General features: G+C 46.3%; 18 protein-coding genes and 2 tRNA genes. 12 read left to right on the forward strand and 8 right to left on the reverse strand.

Annotation, left to right across the window (positions count from 1 at the left end; genetic code table 11):
• The first annotated feature begins 80 nt into the window (after nucleotides 1–80).
• The 4 genes from ACZND6_RS09335 (at nucleotide 81) to ACZND6_RS09350 (ending at nucleotide 718) form a co-directional block, all read left to right on the forward strand.
• Entirely contained in the window at nucleotides 81–215 is a 135-nt protein-coding gene (locus tag ACZND6_RS09335; RefSeq protein WP_021867869.1) for a hypothetical protein, read from the forward strand.
• Between the two features lie 119 nt (nucleotides 216–334).
• A tRNA-Gln gene (locus ACZND6_RS09340) sits at nucleotides 335–411 on the forward strand.
• Nucleotides 412–432: 21 nt separating this feature from the next.
• Nucleotides 433–509 (forward strand) — tRNA-Gln (locus tag ACZND6_RS09345).
• Nucleotides 510–541: 32 nt separating this feature from the next.
• Entirely contained in the window at nucleotides 542–718 is a 177-nt protein-coding gene (locus ACZND6_RS09350; protein WP_353772859.1) for an EamA family transporter, read from the forward strand.
• Between the two features lie 113 nt (nucleotides 719–831).
• On the opposite strand, the gene ACZND6_RS09355 is transcribed toward ACZND6_RS09350, so the two are convergent.
• Nucleotides 832–1518 (reverse strand): 5'-methylthioadenosine/adenosylhomocysteine nucleosidase, encoded by a 687-nt coding sequence (locus ACZND6_RS09355; protein WP_008811360.1) that lies wholly within the window; start codon nucleotides 1516–1518, stop codon nucleotides 832–834.
• An 18-nt stretch (nucleotides 1519–1536) separates the two neighbouring features.
• Nucleotides 1537–2100 (reverse strand): phosphoribosyltransferase family protein, encoded by a 564-nt coding sequence (locus ACZND6_RS09360; protein ID WP_008811361.1) that lies wholly within the window; start codon nucleotides 2098–2100, stop codon nucleotides 1537–1539.
• 329 nt (nucleotides 2101–2429) lie between these two features.
• Here ACZND6_RS09360 and ACZND6_RS09365 point away from each other — a divergent pair, with 329 nt between their 5' ends.
• From ACZND6_RS09365 to ACZND6_RS09375, 3 genes are all read left to right on the forward strand, one after another.
• Nucleotides 2430–3509 (forward strand): DctP family TRAP transporter solute-binding subunit, encoded by a 1080-nt coding sequence (locus tag ACZND6_RS09365; RefSeq protein WP_278385279.1) that lies wholly within the window; start codon nucleotides 2430–2432, stop codon nucleotides 3507–3509.
• An 80-nt stretch (nucleotides 3510–3589) separates the two neighbouring features.
• A complete protein-coding gene (locus tag ACZND6_RS09370) occupies nucleotides 3590–4060 on the forward strand; it encodes a TRAP transporter small permease (protein WP_008865066.1) in 471 nt (156 codons plus the stop codon).
• A gap of 9 nt (nucleotides 4061–4069) precedes the next feature.
• The gene (locus ACZND6_RS09375) at nucleotides 4070–5365 is read left to right on the forward strand and encodes a TRAP transporter large permease (RefSeq protein WP_039896112.1); all 1296 of its coding nucleotides are present in this window, start codon (nucleotides 4070–4072) and stop codon (nucleotides 5363–5365) included.
• Nucleotides 5366–5414: 49 nt separating this feature from the next.
• On the opposite strand, the gene ACZND6_RS09380 is transcribed toward ACZND6_RS09375, so the two are convergent.
• Complete coding sequence (locus ACZND6_RS09380) at nucleotides 5415–5843, reverse strand: PaaI family thioesterase (protein ID WP_008811365.1); 429 nt, start codon at nucleotides 5841–5843, stop codon at nucleotides 5415–5417.
• A gap of 290 nt (nucleotides 5844–6133) precedes the next feature.
• Between ACZND6_RS09380 and pckA the strand changes: the two genes are divergently transcribed.
• A complete protein-coding gene (pckA, locus tag ACZND6_RS09385; RefSeq protein ID WP_489524601.1) occupies nucleotides 6134–7747 on the forward strand; it encodes a phosphoenolpyruvate carboxykinase (ATP) in 1614 nt (537 codons plus the stop codon).
• Nucleotides 7748–7928: 181 nt separating this feature from the next.
• On the forward strand, nucleotides 7929–9575 hold the full coding sequence (locus ACZND6_RS09390; RefSeq protein WP_489524602.1) for a transposase: 1647 nt from the start codon (nucleotides 7929–7931) through the stop codon (nucleotides 9573–9575).
• A 40-nt stretch (nucleotides 9576–9615) separates the two neighbouring features.
• Here the strand turns inward: ACZND6_RS09390 and ACZND6_RS09395 are convergent, their stop codons facing one another.
• The 5 genes from ACZND6_RS09395 to ACZND6_RS09415 form a co-directional block, all read right to left on the reverse strand.
• Nucleotides 9616–10527 (reverse strand): DMT family transporter, encoded by a 912-nt coding sequence (locus ACZND6_RS09395; RefSeq protein ID WP_021867875.1) that lies wholly within the window; start codon nucleotides 10525–10527, stop codon nucleotides 9616–9618.
• Nucleotides 10528–10647: 120 nt separating this feature from the next.
• A complete protein-coding gene (locus ACZND6_RS09400) occupies nucleotides 10648–11841 on the reverse strand; it encodes a diaminopropionate ammonia-lyase (protein ID WP_300875176.1) in 1194 nt (397 codons plus the stop codon).
• 1 nt (nucleotide 11842) lies between these two features.
• Entirely contained in the window at nucleotides 11843–13006 is a 1164-nt protein-coding gene (locus ACZND6_RS09405) for a YgeY family selenium metabolism-linked hydrolase (RefSeq protein ID WP_293738149.1), read from the reverse strand.
• Nucleotides 13007–13105: 99 nt separating this feature from the next.
• Nucleotides 13106–14038: a helix-turn-helix domain-containing protein gene (locus ACZND6_RS09410; protein WP_293738150.1), complete on the reverse strand. Its 933-nt coding sequence runs from the start codon at nucleotides 14036–14038 to the stop codon at nucleotides 13106–13108.
• A 181-nt stretch (nucleotides 14039–14219) separates the two neighbouring features.
• The gene (locus tag ACZND6_RS09415; RefSeq protein WP_293738152.1) at nucleotides 14220–14435 is read right to left on the reverse strand and encodes a hypothetical protein; all 216 of its coding nucleotides are present in this window, start codon (nucleotides 14433–14435) and stop codon (nucleotides 14220–14222) included.
• A gap of 222 nt (nucleotides 14436–14657) precedes the next feature.
• Between ACZND6_RS09415 and ACZND6_RS09420 the strand changes: the two genes are divergently transcribed.
• The 3 genes from ACZND6_RS09420 to ACZND6_RS09430 all read left to right on the forward strand — a co-directional run bounded on the left by ACZND6_RS09420 (nucleotide 14658) and on the right by ACZND6_RS09430 (nucleotide 16641).
• Nucleotides 14658–15233, forward strand: coding sequence for an NUDIX domain-containing protein (locus ACZND6_RS09420; RefSeq protein ID WP_293738153.1), 576 nt, complete (start codon nucleotides 14658–14660; stop codon nucleotides 15231–15233).
• Nucleotides 15234–15350: 117 nt separating this feature from the next.
• Entirely contained in the window at nucleotides 15351–16133 is a 783-nt protein-coding gene (locus ACZND6_RS09425) for an ion channel (RefSeq protein WP_293738154.1), read from the forward strand.
• Between the two features lie 100 nt (nucleotides 16134–16233).
• A complete protein-coding gene (locus tag ACZND6_RS09430) occupies nucleotides 16234–16641 on the forward strand; it encodes a DUF4332 domain-containing protein (RefSeq protein ID WP_293738155.1) in 408 nt (135 codons plus the stop codon).
• Nucleotides 16642–16750: the final 109 nt, after the last annotated feature.

Below are 16750 nucleotides of genomic sequence, written 5' to 3' on the forward strand. Positions count from 1 at the left end.
TACTTAGGTATAAATACCTAGAAACTTTCCCTAGTTCAGATATAATTCATTTGACGAAATACCTCATAAAGGAGTCCGCGATGTATAGAGACAGTGCTAAAGCCCGCGTCGCTGCACGGGACCTTAGAAGACAACAGGTCAAGTTATTTAAGCTTGGTGCAACCATCACTCTTTGTGCTTTTTTGATCTCTCAGCTGGCAGATATGATCTTCTAGCGACGTTTCAAAAAATATTTTTTCTTTTACAAACAAGGCACTCGAGAGTGCCTTGATTTGTTTCTGCGTTGAGCCCTGCAAAAGTTTTTGTTTTGTGTATAATTCAGTCTTCTCAGCACAGGGGAATCGCCAAGCTGGTTAAGGCACCGGATTCTGATTCCGGCATTCGAGGGTTCGAATCCTTCTTCCCCTGCCATCTCGCTGAACTTTATGTTGCAGGGGAATCGCCAAGCTGGTTAAGGCACCGGATTCTGATTCCGGCATTCGAGGGTTCGAATCCTTCTTCCCCTGCCACCCCCCCCCTCCTTTGAATAATCTCAAAACTCTTGGAAACCGCCGCCTATACTTATCTTATTCCGGTGATCTGCCTTATCTGTTCCTACTTTATCCTTGGCGAAAAACGCACTGTTTGGTCCGCCAGCGGAGCGTTCCTTGTGCTCTTCGGACTCGTTTTGTCTCAATTAGATTCTTCTGTTTTGAAGAAAAAGTTTCTAAAAGCTTGAAAGCCGTTAAGCAGCAAAAATCTAAAAAATTCATCCAAAATGCAAAAAGGACTTTTCGCGAAGTTCGCTCCTTCAACTAACTCCAGGAAAAATCCTTCTGCTTTGGAATGCTCTCAGGCTTCTTTGAGCATCTCTTCCGTCAGTGCGACGGCTCGCTGAGCCGCCTCTTTAAAGAAGGATTCGTAAGAAACAGGTGCGTGGCCGGAAGCATCATCGGAAATAGATCGAATCACAACAAACGGGATTTCATTGACAAAGCACACCTGACCGATGGCCGCGCCTTCCATTTCTACAGCTTCGGCTCTAAAGAAATCACGAATCCAAGCTTTACGGTCCGTATCGCAGACAAATTGGTCGCCGGAAGCAATCACGCCGGTTTCAGTATGAATGCCTAATTTCTGTGCCGCTTTCTCAGCTTTTGCGACCCAGAGAGGATCGGCATCAATGAAGACCTTATTAATTCCGGAAATTAAACCTTTGGGATCGCCGACGCCAGACGTGTCCATATCGTGCTGGCAGACTTGAGATGCAATGGCAACTTCACCGAGCTTAAGGTTAGGAGAAAGTCCTCCCGCCACACCTGTATTAATAATGGCTTTCACACCGAACTTCAAAACCATCGTCTGCGCACAAACGGCGGAAAACACCTTACCGACCCCGCTCACTGCGGCGACGACATCCGTACCGTGCAGCTTTCCGCTGTAAAAATCAACGCCCGAAATTCTGGTTACAGTCACGTCCTGAAGCCTTGCCTTCAAAGCCTCAAGCTCAACCTTCATCGCTCCGATAATGCCGATCATTCAGTTAGCTCTCTGAAATTAATCAAAAGGAAGCGGTTCGCCCTTGCCGTTAAAGAGCGGAAGTTTTTCGAGATAAGAAATATCTGTTCTGGAAGCAGCATCGCCTTCGGCTAAAACGGCCATCTTGCCGACAACATCGGCACCCGCAGCGGCAGCAATTTCTTCCAAAGCCTGGAGGCTGCGTCCGGTAGAAATGACATCGTCAACGATCAAAATGCGTTTGCCGCGCATCTGTTCCATCTCTTCCTGATCAACATAAAGTTTCTGGTCTTTCTCCGTAGTAATGGATTTCACACCAACGCAGATGGGGTTGTCCATGTAGAGTTTTCGGCCCTTTCTAGCAACAATATAGTGTGCATCACCGTTCTGACGGGCCATTTCCTGAACCAGAGGAATGCTCTTGGCTTCGGCAGTTAAAAGGAAATCATATTTAGGAGCTCTTTCCAAAAGAGCAGCTGCGCAATTAACAGTCAGCTCGGTATCGCCGAGAATTAAAAAGGCTGCAATGCAAAGATCTTGATTAATAGGGCAGAGTTTCAGGGCACGTTTGGTACCGGCCACTTCAATATCGTAATAGCGCATCTATATCTCCCAGCGGAACAAGCACGAATAGGCGGGTATCCTACTTCAAAACACCTATAACTGCGATGATCCGCTCTCGTTAATACAGGGTTTTCCTTAGTGAAAAAACGAAGTTTTTTGTAATCGAAGAATACAATATTTTTATAGTCTGGAACGGGCCAAAAGCCTGTATGAGACTAACCAAATCCTCAAGGGTCGTACCGGACTCCATTGAAAAAAGAACACTAAACAAATGGTGTGCTTCGGCAGTAAATCGAGAGCAAATGAGCTTTCGGTTTCATTCGACCTAACTAACACTTTTTATTCTCTAATCTCTAGGAGTAACTATTGTGACCTTTAAACTCTTAAGCAAAGCTGCCCTCGCACTCGCTGCCATGGGCCTGTGCCTTTCTGCCGCCTCCGCCGCATATAAATCCGAGTACAAGCTCAGCGTTGTACCCGGCGCCTCCTCCGGCTGGGGCCAAACCGCAACCTTCTTTGCCGACTGCGTCAGACAGAAATCCAACGGCCGAATCAACATCAAACCGTATTTCGGTGCTCAGCTGATGGCAGGCAAGCAAACTTCCGAACTTTTGCTCGTTCGCCGCGGAGCAATTGACTTTGCTTTAGCTTCCACCATCAACTGGTCTCCTCAAATCAAAGAATTAAACCTCACCGCCCTTCCCTTCTTTGTCGCCAACAATCCGGATCGCTATAAAGCTATCGACGCTATTGAAGCCGGAAAATCCGGAAAGATGCTGGAAAAAGCCATCGAAAAAACCGGCGTTAAGTTCCTCGGCTGGTCTGAAAACGGCTTCCGTGAATTAACTACGAGCAAAGGCCCGATCGAAAAACCGGAAGATATGAAGGGTATGAAGCTGCGCGTATGCGGTACCCCGATCTTCATTGACATCTTCTCGTCCCTTGGCGCCAACCCTCAGGCTATCAACTGGTCTGAAGCTGTGACCGGCTTTCAGCAGGGCATCGTCGATGGTCAGGAAAACCCGACTAACGGCATTAACGTCCCGACTAAAGTTTGGCAGTGGCACAAGTACTCCACCGATTGGCATTACATGATCGACCCGTTGTTCTTCACTGCCAACATGAAAGTCTGGAAGGAATTCTCTCCGGAAGATCAGAAGCTTATTCTCAGCTGCGCTACCGAAGCTGAAAAATACGGCAAAGCCCTTTCCCGTCTGAGCAACGACAACGGTCAGGCTTATGAATACCTCAAGAGCATCAATAAGCTCCCTGCTATCACCAATCCGAAGGAAGAACTTAAGAAAAACGGCATGACCGTGACGGAGTACACACCTGAAATGATCAAACGCTTCTATGAAGCCACAGCCGGCGTCCGTGCTGACTGGACTCAGAAGATCGGCCCGAATGTCGTCAAAGCTGCCGAAGAAGACATGCAGGCTGCCAAGTAATTTTTGAATTACTCAGCGACACGCCGTGTGCGGCTCCGGCCGCACCGGCTTTACCACAAATAAATATAAGAAGAACAACTATGCTTCATTTCCTCAACACCCGATTTGAAGAGCTCCTTGGGTCATTTCTCTTAGCAGTCATGGCCTGCATTGCCTTCATCAACATCATCATCCGTTACTGCACAAACCTGTCATTTTCTGCTTCCGAGGAACTGACAGTAAATTTCTTTGTGTGGATCGTACTGCTCGGCACTTCGATTGCGTTCCGAGAAAGCAGCAACTTCACGATGAATCTGCTTTACAGTATTACCCACGGATGGCTGCGCAAAACGCTTTACTTCTTCGGCGTAATTTGCTCACTGGCTTTCTTCGTCATGCTGGCTTACTTAGGTGCGATTGAGGTTATTGACGAAATTGAACTAAACGTTTCCTCTGAGTCTCTGGATATTCCGGTTTGGCTCTACACCATAGCCACGCCGCTTTTCTCGGCGCTCATTATTGTCCGAATTCTTCAGCGCACTGTTGAAGATATTCAGAAACAGAACTTCTAGGAGGAGATCATGCTTAATTCGCTGATGTCCGATCCCGGACTGGTTCTGCTGATTCTTTTTATTTTCATGCTGGTGTGCAGAGTTCCGATTGCCATCAGTCTTGGACTTTCTGCCGCCATCGTCAGCTGGCTCTTTGACATGGGCATCGACATGCTGCCCTACAACTTCTTTGCCGGCGTCGCTAAAGTTCCTTTGTTAGCTATTCCCTTCTTTATTTTGGCCGGCTTCATTATGGAAAGCGCCGGCATCGCCGCGCGTATTGTGCGTCTTGTCGAAAACCTCGTCGGCGACATGACCGGCGGTCTAGCCATTGCAACCGTAGCAGTCGCCACCTTCTGGGGCGCCGTGAGCGGATCGGGCCCTGCGACTGTCGCTGCGCTCGGCTTAATCCTCATTCCGGCTATGGTTAAGAACGGCTACGACAAAGCCTTTGCCGCAGCCAACGTTTCCGTGACTTCGGGCCTAGCCATCGTGATTCCGCCGAGTATCGCTTTCATTGTTTACGGCGGCATTGCGGATGCTTCCGTTCCGGCATTGTTCGCCGCCGGTATTGTCCCCGGACTGCTGGTTGCCGGTTTCTTAATGTTAACCGTATACCTCATCTCAAAGAAAAGAGGCTATCGCGGACTGCCCCGTCAGGAATCGACTTGGCTCGTATTTAAAGATGCGATCTGGGGCGTCATGACGCCGGTCGTCATCTTGGGCGGCATTTACGGAGGAATCTTCACGCCGACCGAAGCTGCAGCTGTCGCGATCTTTTACGGTTTGTTTGTCGGGACCTTTATTTATAAGGCGTTCAACTCCTGGGACAAACTACTTCACGTCCTTTTTGAATCCGTTAAGGCAACCGCCGTCATTATGTTTGTGGTGACCTGCGCCGGATTATTTGCCTGGGTTGCGAGTACCGTCGGGTTAGTAGAAAGAGGCGCCGCGGTGCTCCTTGCGCTGTCTGATAACCCTTGGGCGCTCCTCTTCCTTATCAACGTGATTTTGCTGGCAGCCGGAATGATTATGGACGCAATCTCGATTTACTACGTTCTGCTTCCCTTCCTGCTTCCGATTGTTCATCACTTCGGCTGGGATCCGGTTTGGTTCGGCGTCATGATGACTGTGAACTTAGCGGTCGGACAGGTCACACCGCCCGTGGCTGTAAACCTCTATGTCGGCGCTCAAATCGCCGATTTGACGATGGAAGAAATGACGCCGCCGGTCATTCCGCTCTTAATTGCAACGCTGGTTGCCTTAGCCGTCATCGTGTTATTCCCGAGCCTAAGCACATTCCTGCCAACACTTTGGGGTCTTTAGAATCTCCTTTGGGAAGGAAGGCCTAGGTCTTCCTCCTTTTTTTCTTTTCCTATTTCCAGCTTTCCGACTTGTCTTTAACGATGAAATTCGTCACCCGGACAGTGGAGACGAGCCTTCCGTTTTCGGTTTTTATATCAACATTCCATAGATGCGTCGTGCGGCCGAGATGTAAAGCCGTGGCTTCCGCGTAAACCAAAACATCCGGCGCCTTGCGCACTGAACTAACATGGTTTCCAGAAACCGAGCTTCCGACTGGAATGAATCCTTCCGGACAGCACAAATAAGAGCCATATCCGGCAATAATCTCCGCAAACGCCAATGAAGCGCCTCCACACAGAACTCCGAAGGGCTGAGAAGTATTGTCATTGACAGGCATACTAGCGCGAATAAAACCCTCCTTTTCTTCTATGAGCTTTAAACCGAGACTTCCCATCATGGAATGCGTAATGGCCTCTTGCGCTGCGTACTTCTTGTCCATCTGTCTTTCCTAACCTAAATAATGTCGAGTTATTTTATTAGAGAGTAAAAAATAAAGAACCAAATTCCGGCTAAAGGAAGTAAGCAAAAATTCTTTTTCTTCACGGTCCTATAATTCGGATTAATACCGTATTAATACTTTTTTACAAATTTCGCGATTGGGCGGTAGAATTGAGGAGATTTACACCATTCGTTTTCACTTAATTGAAAACGCTAACTTTTATTCGTGGGATTCGTCGCTGATGAATGTACGCATGCTTTCGGCGCCGTTTTCCATGCGGAATTACAACCATGACATTAGATTTAGCAAAGTACGGCATAACTGACGTCAAAGAGGTTGTTCATAACCCTTCCTATGAACAACTCCACAAAGATGAAACCGCAGAAGGACTGGTCGGCTACGAAAAAGGTGTTGTCACCGAACTCGGTGCAATAAACGTCATGACCGGCATCTACACCGGCCGCTCTCCCAAAGATAAGTTTTTCGTTGTTGACGATGTCAGCAAAGACACCGTCTGGTGGACCAGCGAGGAATATAAGAACGACAACAAGCCGCTCTCAGAAGCCTCTTGGAAGATCCTAAAAGACAAAGCCATTGACGAACTCTCTCATAAAGACCGTCTTTACGTCGTTGACGCTTTCTGCGGCGCCAATAAGAATACGCGCCTGAAAGTTCGTTTCGTTATGGAAGTGGCTTGGCAGGCACACTTTGTGACGAATATGTTTATTCGTCCGACCCCTGAAGAACTCAAAGACTTCGGAGAACCCGATTTTATCGTTTTAACCGCCAGCAAAGCCAAAGTTGAAAACTTCAAAGAACTCGGACTGCACAGCGAAACTGCCATCGTCTTTAACCTCAAAGAAAAGATGCAGGTCATTTTGAATACCTGGTACGGCGGAGAAATGAAGAAAGGCATGTTCTCGGTCATGAACTATCTCAACCCTCTTCGTCATATCGCTTCGATGCACTGCTCAGCCAATACCGACTTAGAAGGCAAAAACACTGCCATCTTCTTCGGTCTTTCCGGTACCGGCAAAACAACGCTCTCAACCGATCCTAAACGTCTCTTAATCGGCGACGACGAACACGGCTGGGATGATGAAGGCGTTTTCAATTACGAAGGCGGCTGTTATGCCAAAGTCATCAATTTGGATAAAGACAGCGAACCGGATATTTACAACGCCATTCGAAAAGACGCCCTTCTGGAAAACGTCATCGTAAATGAAGCTGGAAAAGTAGATTTCAGTGACACGTCAGCTACTGAAAACACTCGTGTTTCCTATCCGATCTATCACATCGAAAACATCGTTAAACCGATCTCCAAAGGACCGGCCGCCAAGGAAATTATTTTCCTTTCTGCTGATGCCTACGGAGTCTTGCCTCCAGTTTCTATACTCTCTCCTGATCAGGCAATGTATTATTTCCTCTCCGGTTACACCAGCAAGTTGGCCGGAACAGAACGCGGCATTACGGAGCCTCAACCGACCTTCTCTGCCTGTTTTGGGGCTGCCTTCCTCTCTCTGCATCCTTTTAAATATGCCAAAGAACTGGCAAGGAAAGCCCGCACTAACGGTGCCCGTGTCTATTTAGTCAATACCGGATGGAACGGAACGGGAAAACGTATTTCGATTAAAGACACGCGAGCCATCATCAATGACATCCTCTCAGGAAGCATCCTCAAAGGCGCGACCAAGAAGATTCCTTATTTCGACTTGGAGATTCCTATTAACGCTGAAGGTGCGCATGCGGAGATTTTGAATCCTCGCAACACCTATAAGGATCCGAGTGAATGGGACAGGCGCGCAGAAGCATTGGCAGCAAAATTTATAGAGAACTTCAAAAAATTCTCTGCTACCAATGAAGAATGTAAGCGATTAGAAAAATTCGGTCCGCATCTCGATTAAAGACCCCTAATAAAAGAAGGGGCTGTTGCAAAAGTCTGTCGAAAGCAGACTTTCAACAGCTCTTTTTGTATCTAAGGATTTTAAATTAGAAAAAACGATAACTCGTTGATTTAAAAGCAAGCAGAGGGAATCGAACCCCCTGCTGTGCTATGGTGATGTGTTCCGCCAAGAATCACATACCATGACTCATTTTACAATTTCTGAGCCTCTCCTTCTCTATACCTTCCCACTCGAGGCGAAGGAACAGGAAAAACTAGACGCCTTCTTGTTACTTTTGGAGAAGTCAGGTGCGTGGAAATACCTAAATGAAGTCCGACTGGACTCCGAGTTAGGACGACCGCAAATCAACAAATTCCGTCTATTTTCCGCAATCGTATATTGCTTTGCATTGGGTAAATCTTCCTTACGAGAAATCGAAGCCGCATGCTATTACGACTTGCGAGTTGTTTACTTGATTGGGGAGGATCGTCCTAGTAGTTCAACAATATCTAGATTTATTTCTTTATTGGAGAACTGCATAACCCCGATTTTTATCAGCATTGTCCAGGCAATCGTGGAAGAGTTTGCTATCAGTCTCGATACTGTTTTCTTGGACGGTAGTAAGTTTGAAGCCAATTCCAACAAATATAAGTTCGTTTGGAAGCCGACTACATTCCATCTGAGGCTCAGTGAAAAGGCTTTGAATTTATTACGACTGATGCATTTGAGCGACGATGTTCCTAAGGATGGAATAATCTCCTCGAAATTGCTCACGGAAAAATTGACCGAGAGTCAGAAAATTGATCCCGAGCTAATCGAGGGAGGAGAAACAGCATTAAAGAAAATGCGTTCTCAGCTCTATGAATATTTGATCAAGTCGGTGGAATATGAAGAAAAAGAAGCAATTTGCGGCCTCGACAGAAACTCTTATTACAAAACGGATCACGATGCCACCGCAATGTGTTTGAAAGAGGACTACTACAGTGGGCTCGGCAGTCAGATGCATGCGGCCTATAACACTCAGATAGTGGTTTGCAGAGGCATCATAGTTTTTTATTATCTATCTCAAGACCGTTCTGACACCCGAACCCTGATCCCGACATTAGAGGGGTTTAAGTCCATGTACGGTTGTTATCCAAAGAGAATATGCGCAGATGCGGGGTATGGCAGCTTTGCAAATTATAAATATTGCAACACAAAGGGAATAGAGGCTTTTATTAAATACCCTTCCTGGAATGGAGAACGTACCGGAAGGTATCCGGCCGTCTATGAGTATTTAGAGGACGGAACCTTATCCTGCTTAGGAGGAAGGACGGGTAACAGAGTTGAAATCCCAAACCGTCACCCCAAAACTCAACAATCTGCTTTCTATAAAGTTGAGAACTGTACGAATTGCCAATTCATGGCCTACTGCAGGAGGTTTATGAAGGAAAAAGAAGGCAACGAGAGGATCTTCGAAGTCATGCCTGAATACGTGACCTTAAAACAAGGAGCTAGAGATCGGTTGTTAAGGCCTGAAGGAATTGAAATGAGAGTGAACCGGAGCTGCCAAGTAGAGGGAACCTTCGGCGTCTTGAAGCAAAATATGGCTTATACGAGGTTCCGCAGACGCAAGCTCGCAAAAGTTAGGCTTGAATTTGCATTAACCTGCCTCGGCCTAAACATTAGGAAATTTCTTAAATTCAAAAAAAGTGGCAAGCTGCCGACCTACTGGAAAGTTCCGGAAGGTTTAGAGGCAGAAACATTTAAGAAACCTTCTGCAAAAAGAATCTCAAATAGGCTTAAAAAGCGAAAGAATTTACAACCAAATGAAATAGCCAAAAGAGGGTATAGAAAGGGGATGCGCTAACCGTCCCTCTCAGGACTTTTGCAACATCCCCTTTTTGTTTCTATGGTTTTATCGCTTCGGAGCTTTTCTTCGGAAGAGACAAAACAAGGACATTCAGCAGCACAAGGCAGATGCCGGCGCCCTCCCACATACCGATTCTCAGATCAAAGGCAAAGACGGAAAGCAAATAGGCGCTTAACGGTTCAAAACAAACCATCAAACCGACGATAACAGCAGAAACATACTTAAGACTGGACAAGTAGCACCAGAAAGCGGCAACCGTTCCAACAAGAACAACATAAGTGAAAGCCGAAACAGACAAGACCGTCCATTGAACGTTCATCGTCCAGGGCGGGTTCATCACAGAGGCAACAAGACCACCGAAGAGCATTCCGAAGCCGACAACGGGGCCAACGCCGACTTTCATGATGAGTTTTCTCGGCTGAATGGAGTAAGCGGCAGAAAATATTGCCGATACAAAACCCCAAAGCACGCCCGCAAAAGACAAGTCCAGCGTACTGAAGTTTCCTTTGGTCACGATCAAGAAAACCCCGGAAGCCGCAAGGACAAAACAGATCCCTTCACGCATTGTCAAAGGACGCTTCTCGGTGATAGAGAGCCAGAAGGCGCAAATCAGCGGCACAAGCGTAAGCACAATGGCGGCCGTTCCCGCATTAGATGCGGCGACCGCAAGCATGAACGTGAGCTGAGAAACAAGAATCAAAAGACCGGCAACTAAAATCCCGACCGTAGTACGGATGTCTTTCAGCGGCGAAATAATATTTCTGCCGAATACCAACCGTTCCATAATCAGCAGGATCAGACCAGCCAATACCAAACGCATGGATACCAAATCCAGCGGCGTAAATGAACACTGCTGGAGAAGATACTGTGCACAAACGCCCATCGAGCCCCAAAACACGGATGCGGCGATGGCTAACCCGATGCCCTTGCTAAACGACGAATCGCTCATGTCTTTCAAATTACCTTAGGAAAAGAAAAGACTCACAAACGGAGCCTTTTGAAAAACTAAAACCTTTTTCTATTTATGCAATATTGTGTTGTCGGAGAATACTCCTAAAAGCCTTGGCGTTTAAACTTTCTCGGCAAACGCGCCTTCCCAAACGATCTTAAGGAAATTCTTTCTGTCGGTAACACCTTCCGTATTGAAAAACAGAAGGACAGATTCACTGTTCAAACCTAAAGAGCTAATTTCTTCCTGGTATTGTGCTTTGTGGAACAAGAGCTCAAACGCTGTACCGAAACCAACCGCTCCGCTCTCTCCTGAATGCACTCGAGGATCGTTCTCCAAAGGAGAAGAAAGGACGCGGACTCCATCTGCAGCAACGGATTCCTCAATGCGGAAGTAATGGGAAGCCGCAGCCCGAATTTCTTTCCAGCCGACGCTGCAAGGCTCTCCGCAGGAAAGGCCTGCCATGATGGTTTCCAGACTGCCGGGAGCATTGTGAAGTTTGCCGTCGTCCTTTTCAGCTGTACGATAGACGCAGTCAGCGGTTTTCGGCTCGACAATGGAAATCACCGGAACATCAGGCCCGTAAAGAGAGGCAAAGAATCCGCACATAGCGCCAGCCATGGAGCCAACGCCCGCTTGCAAAAAGATATGCGTCGGACATTTGCCTTTTAGTTGCTCCACCGTCTCCAGGGCCATCGTGAGGTAACCATGCATAATGAACTGAGCTACTTTCTCAAATCCCGGAAGCGCTGTGTCCTGAACGAGCAGCCAATCGTTTTCCAAAGCAAACCTTTCTGCTTCATGGACGGTTTCATCATAGTTGCCGTCTGTGCGCCGGCAATCGGCTCCGAGCTTACGGATATTTTCCTGACGCTCCTCACTGCTGCCGGCCGGCATGAGAATCTCGCACCTAAGTCCGAGCAAATGACAAATCCAGGCTAAGCCTCGGCCGTGATTACCGTCAGTCGCGGAGATGATCTTAGGTTTTTCTTCCAGCGACGCGATCTGATCTTTGAGCTGTGCGAAGCTTTCAACTTTACCTGACCATCCGTACTTTTCTGAAAGCAGATGGAACAAACAATAGCTTCCGCCGAGTCCCTTAAATGAATTCAATCCAAAACGCGAGGCTTCGTCTTTAACAAAAATGTCTTTGACGCCGAGTTCTTTGGCTAAGGCAGGGAGTTCAACCAAACGAGTAACGGAATATCCGGGAAGCGTTTGATGAAACTTTTGTGCCGCGAGAGCCTGCTCTTTCGTAAAACGGCTAGAGGTTTCACCGGCACGAGGCAGTTTGAGGTGGTCGAGATCTTTCATTTCACAGCTCCGCAATGGTATTGAGATAGAAGTTTGCCGCTTCCTTAACTTGCTCAGGACGGCAGCGTTCATTAATCATATGCGCTAATTTATATTCTCCGGGACCGAATCCGATGGTCGGAATCCCCATCGAAACCGGAACCACTGCGTTGGTGCCAAAGTCCCAGAATTCAAATTTCTTCGGCTTTTCTCCGAATACATCTTCATAGGCTCGGATGCAGGCTTTTGTTAATTCAGCGTCTTCAGCGATTTTCCAAGGATCGTGTTCGGGAAGATAGACGAGCTCTTCTCCTTTCCATGAAGTTTCTTTCAGAACACCGAGCTCCCACTTAGCAGGCTTGCCTTCCACGAGAGCGTCCATTTCTTTCTTTACATCTTCTATGGTTTCACCAAGACGGAGGCGACGATCCAAATAAATTTCGCATTCACTCGGCACCGCATTTAAAGAAGCGGCAACGGAGCTGATCTTGGAAAGAACAACCGTTCCTTTTCCTTCCGTCTTTTGAAGCCTCTTATTAAGCTCATCAACACGAGTAATGATTTCAGCCGTCTCGTAGACCGCGTTCACACCTCTTTCCGGAGCCGAACCGTGTGCAGAAATGCCCTGGGTACGAATACGTACCTGCATCTTGCCGTTATGTCCGAGCGTAATGACATTGTAAGAAGGCTCACAGATGAAGACAAAGTTGGGTTTAATACCCGAATCTTTGTAGAAATTGATCAGATTGACGCCGTCGCAGTCCTCTTCGCAAACGGTCGTTGTTACATAAACAGTCTTCCCGTCCAGAAGTCCTTGTTTTTTAGCTTCTGCCGCAGCATAAACGGAAGCACTTAACCCACCCTTCATGTCGACAGAACCTCTTCCGTAAATGTACTCGTCAGCATAATCTGCGGAAAACGGAGGATGGTCCCAAAGTGCCGGGTCGCCGGCGTTAACCGTATCCATGTGAGAGTCGAAGTGAATGATTTTTTTACCGCTACCGACTCTGCCTACAACGTTGCCAACTCGGTCGATATAGCATTCATCGTAACCGAGCTTTTCCATTTCTTTGAGAATGAGCACAGCGATGTCGCCTTCCTGATTGGAATAGCTGCGCGTGCGAATTGCGTTTCGATAAAAATCGATCAGGTCGTTTTCGGTTTGAGCAGGAACTGAATGTTTCATTTTGTCTCCTTAGAACTAAATGTCTTTGTTTGACATCTAGTCTAAGAAAACAGCTCTTCTCGGATATTCCAATACCCGCTGAAAATATACCTTTGTTGCTCAATAATTCTTTCGGAATTGTCCCGGCGTTGTCCTGAATTCTTTTTTGAACTGGCGAATAAAGAGATTAACGTTCGGAAAGCCAACCTCAAATCCAATCCTTTCAACGGATTTACGACTATACAAAAGAAGCTCAACGGCCTTTGCCATTCTTGCCGAGATCAGATAACTCCAAACCGATTCTCCCGCAATGCGCTTAAACCGACGTGAACACTCCCATTTAGAAAGACATACTTCTTTAGCGATGAGATCTAAGGTAAGTTTTTCACCTAAGTTCTTCTCAATATAAGAGATCACTTTTCGGCTCGTCTCATAATCTTCCGGACACCTTGTCGAAGGCTGGTCTTCTGTTTTGTGAAGCCATCGCACAAGTTCTTTCCAAATTAGAACTAGCTCCGCAAAAATATCGAAATATCTTTCCGGCTCGGTTTCCTTGAAGAGCTTTCGAATATGAAGCATCTTTGAAGAAATCTCCTCGAGCAGGCCCTCCTCACTTTTCTCAGACATCAAGAGAAAATCGTTTTGCTCATTTCTGAGAAAAGGCAGAACGAAATTTCGTTCCATCAAACTTCCGTGAAAGCCTCCGACCATTTCATACGCAAAGTTAATGCAGTAGTAGGAAGCCTCTTCTTCGTCGTTAGATATAGAAGTCGCACTGTGAATAACCTGAGAATTAATGAAGATGACATCTCCGGCGCCGGCTTCAACCTCCTTTTGATTAATAGAGAAACGCACGCGGCCAGTAAGAATGAGGCACAGCTGAAGTTCTTTATGCCAATGAAGCGGCACGTATCGAAGCATTTTTGAGCGAAAGACCGTTTCGTAAAGAGCCGCCGGAAAGTCTTCACTTCCGTGCTGAGTAGTCTCTTCCAAATTTGATTTGAGAACGATCTGATGGCCGGCCATATGAAGATTAAAACGAGCTGTCTGCATCCTTCATATTAGACGAAAACATCTTTGTTCATGAAATAGCGTTCGCTAAAAGATCGGTCTTGGACAGAGAAATATCGTCGTCGGCAAGACATCTGAAGCGCGACGCTTCGGCTCTAGATATGATAAAACTCACGAGCGGCCGACTCGTGAGTTTTGAATTGAGATTTGTCGTTGGAGTAAGTTAGAAACCGCAGACAAGGATTGCTAACAGTGTACCCGGCCACAAAAGTGCGCCGATAACAACATACATAATGTTAAATGCAAAATCCAAAAGGCTCGTCCAGAGAATGGAAAGGACGGGAATATATGCCCAAAGGAAAGCCAGCATCGCGAGAGCGCCCAAGAAATAAAGACCGCTCACCCAATTAACGAATTTTTGAGTTGTACGCAGAACCATAATGTTCCTCCCAAGATCTTGAAGGTCAATTCATCATCCTTTCCCCGATAGGGTTTACGAGATGATAAATATGATCGTTAGCCAACAGTAGCATTCTAGACCTTAAAAGCCTAAAAACGGACAATTTATTAAAGACAACTTAACTTGGGGTGGCTAAAATGGGAATCAGGAACAAGCGTTGAACCTGAGTCCGCCGGAATGACTAAAGAAAGAGAGATAGGTATGCTTCAAAACAACCCGGAAAAAGACCCCTTAACTGAGAAATTGATTGACAGCGGAATCGCCTACAAAGGATCCTTCCTTCAAGTGCACAAAGATACCGTTAAAACGCCTGACGGTGTGGTCACGACCAGAGAGTATCTCCATCATCCGGGCGCTTCCATGATCATTCCGATGTTTGAAGACGGCACGGTCATCCTTGAACGCCAGTACCGCCATCCGCTGCGCAGAAGCTTTCTTGAATTTCCAGCCGGCAAGCTGAACCCGGGAGAGTCCCCTTTCAACTGTGCCAAACGAGAACTCACGGAAGAAACGGGTTACGAAGCCAAGGTCTGGAAAAAACTCGGCCGCTTCAATAATGCGATCGGATATTCCGATGAGGAGATCACTGTCTTTTACGCCGGAGATTTACAGTATGTCGGACAAAATTTAGACGCCGGTGAAGTTCTCGACATCATCAAAGTGTCCTTCTCCGAAGTTCTTGAACAATGTTTGAACGGCGAAATCACCGACGTTAAAACCATCGTAGGTGCTTTTTGGCTGGAAAACTTCCTGAAAACGCAGAAAAAATCGAAATAACACCTCCTCGGCTTAAAAGAAATTTATTTCCTGATACGGGGCGCTTAAACATTGTTGAGCGCCCCGATTGTTTAATAATGACGCAACGATCCGGAGAAAAAGGATGAGAGGTCGGTTTTGAGCAAAAGCACATGGGAAAGAATTAAAGAGCAAGGCATTCAGGGAATTCTTCGTTTAATCGTTTTACTTTGCTCCTTAGCCTTAGTCGGATGCATTTCCTACGACACTTTCGTCTACAACAACCCGTTTTACCAAAGCCAGTTTGCAATGAAACTGCAGTTTTGGGTATGTATCTTTTTCATGGCGGATCTGGCTCTTGAATTCATTTACTCCAAGAGAAAGACTCGTTACATCATTACCTATTTTCTTCTTTTCATTGCATGTATTCCGTATGGAACAATCCTTCCTAAGCTCGGCATAACCCTTCCAAGAGACATTGGCTATTTTGTGAGCTTCATGCCTTTGATACGGAGCTGCTACGCATTAGCGATTGTCGTAAGTTGGTTCGCCGTACAGACATCTTCAAAGATGTTTTTAACTTACGTCATCATTTTGTTTTCCGGACTTTACCTCGGAAGTCTAGGTTTTTATGTTTGCGAAACTAACGTAAACCCAGACGTAAGAACTTATTGGGATGCTTTATGGTGGGCGGTAATGGAAGCAATCACTATCGGATGCAATATAGAAGCGGTCACAACCGGGGGTAAAATTCTTTCTGTAATCGTAGGCGTGCTTGGACTTTTGATCATTCCTATGTTCACTGTGTACGTTAACAACATCGTTTCCGTTTTTCATACGGTAACAACCGCTGCGGCAGAAGCAGCGGAAGAGATTCCGGAAAAAACGGGTGAAAACGGCAAAAAGAATTTAAGTGAAGCAAAAGCAATGAAAAAACAATAAAAGCACGCCCTGCAAAAATCAGGCTTAGATTGAGTTGCTTTTAATCTCAGAGCACGAGAATAAAGTTATCCTTACGAAGACAGAGAATTTTGGAGGATTTATGGCATACAAAATCATTGATATTCAAGGAATTGGGGAAGCATACGCTCCGAAGTTAATTGCAATTGGTATTAAAACTCCGGATGAGTTGCTTGAGGCTTGCCTGACACCGGCAGCCCGCAAAAAAGTTGCGGATAAAACAGGGATATCCGGAAAGTTCATTCTTAAATGGGCCAACCATGCTGACTTATTCAGAATCAGCGGTATCGGACCTCAATATGCCGAATTGCTCGAAGCAGCCGGTGTTGATACGGTTAAAGAGTTAAGACACAGAGTTCCGGCCACCTTAACCGCAAAAATGGTCGAAATAAACAAAGCAAAAAATCTTGCGCAGCGTGATCCATCCGAAAAGGAAGTCACCAAATGGATTGAAGAAGCCGGCAAGCTTGAAGCGAAAATAACGTACTAAGCACTAGGCTAGTATAAAATTCTAAAATTACGTTATCTAATTAGAATAAGAAGTATAATACGGCCATGAATGGAGGAATTTCATGGCCGGTCGTACCCGCAAATTTAAT

The organism is Parasutterella sp. (assembly GCF_057870745.1).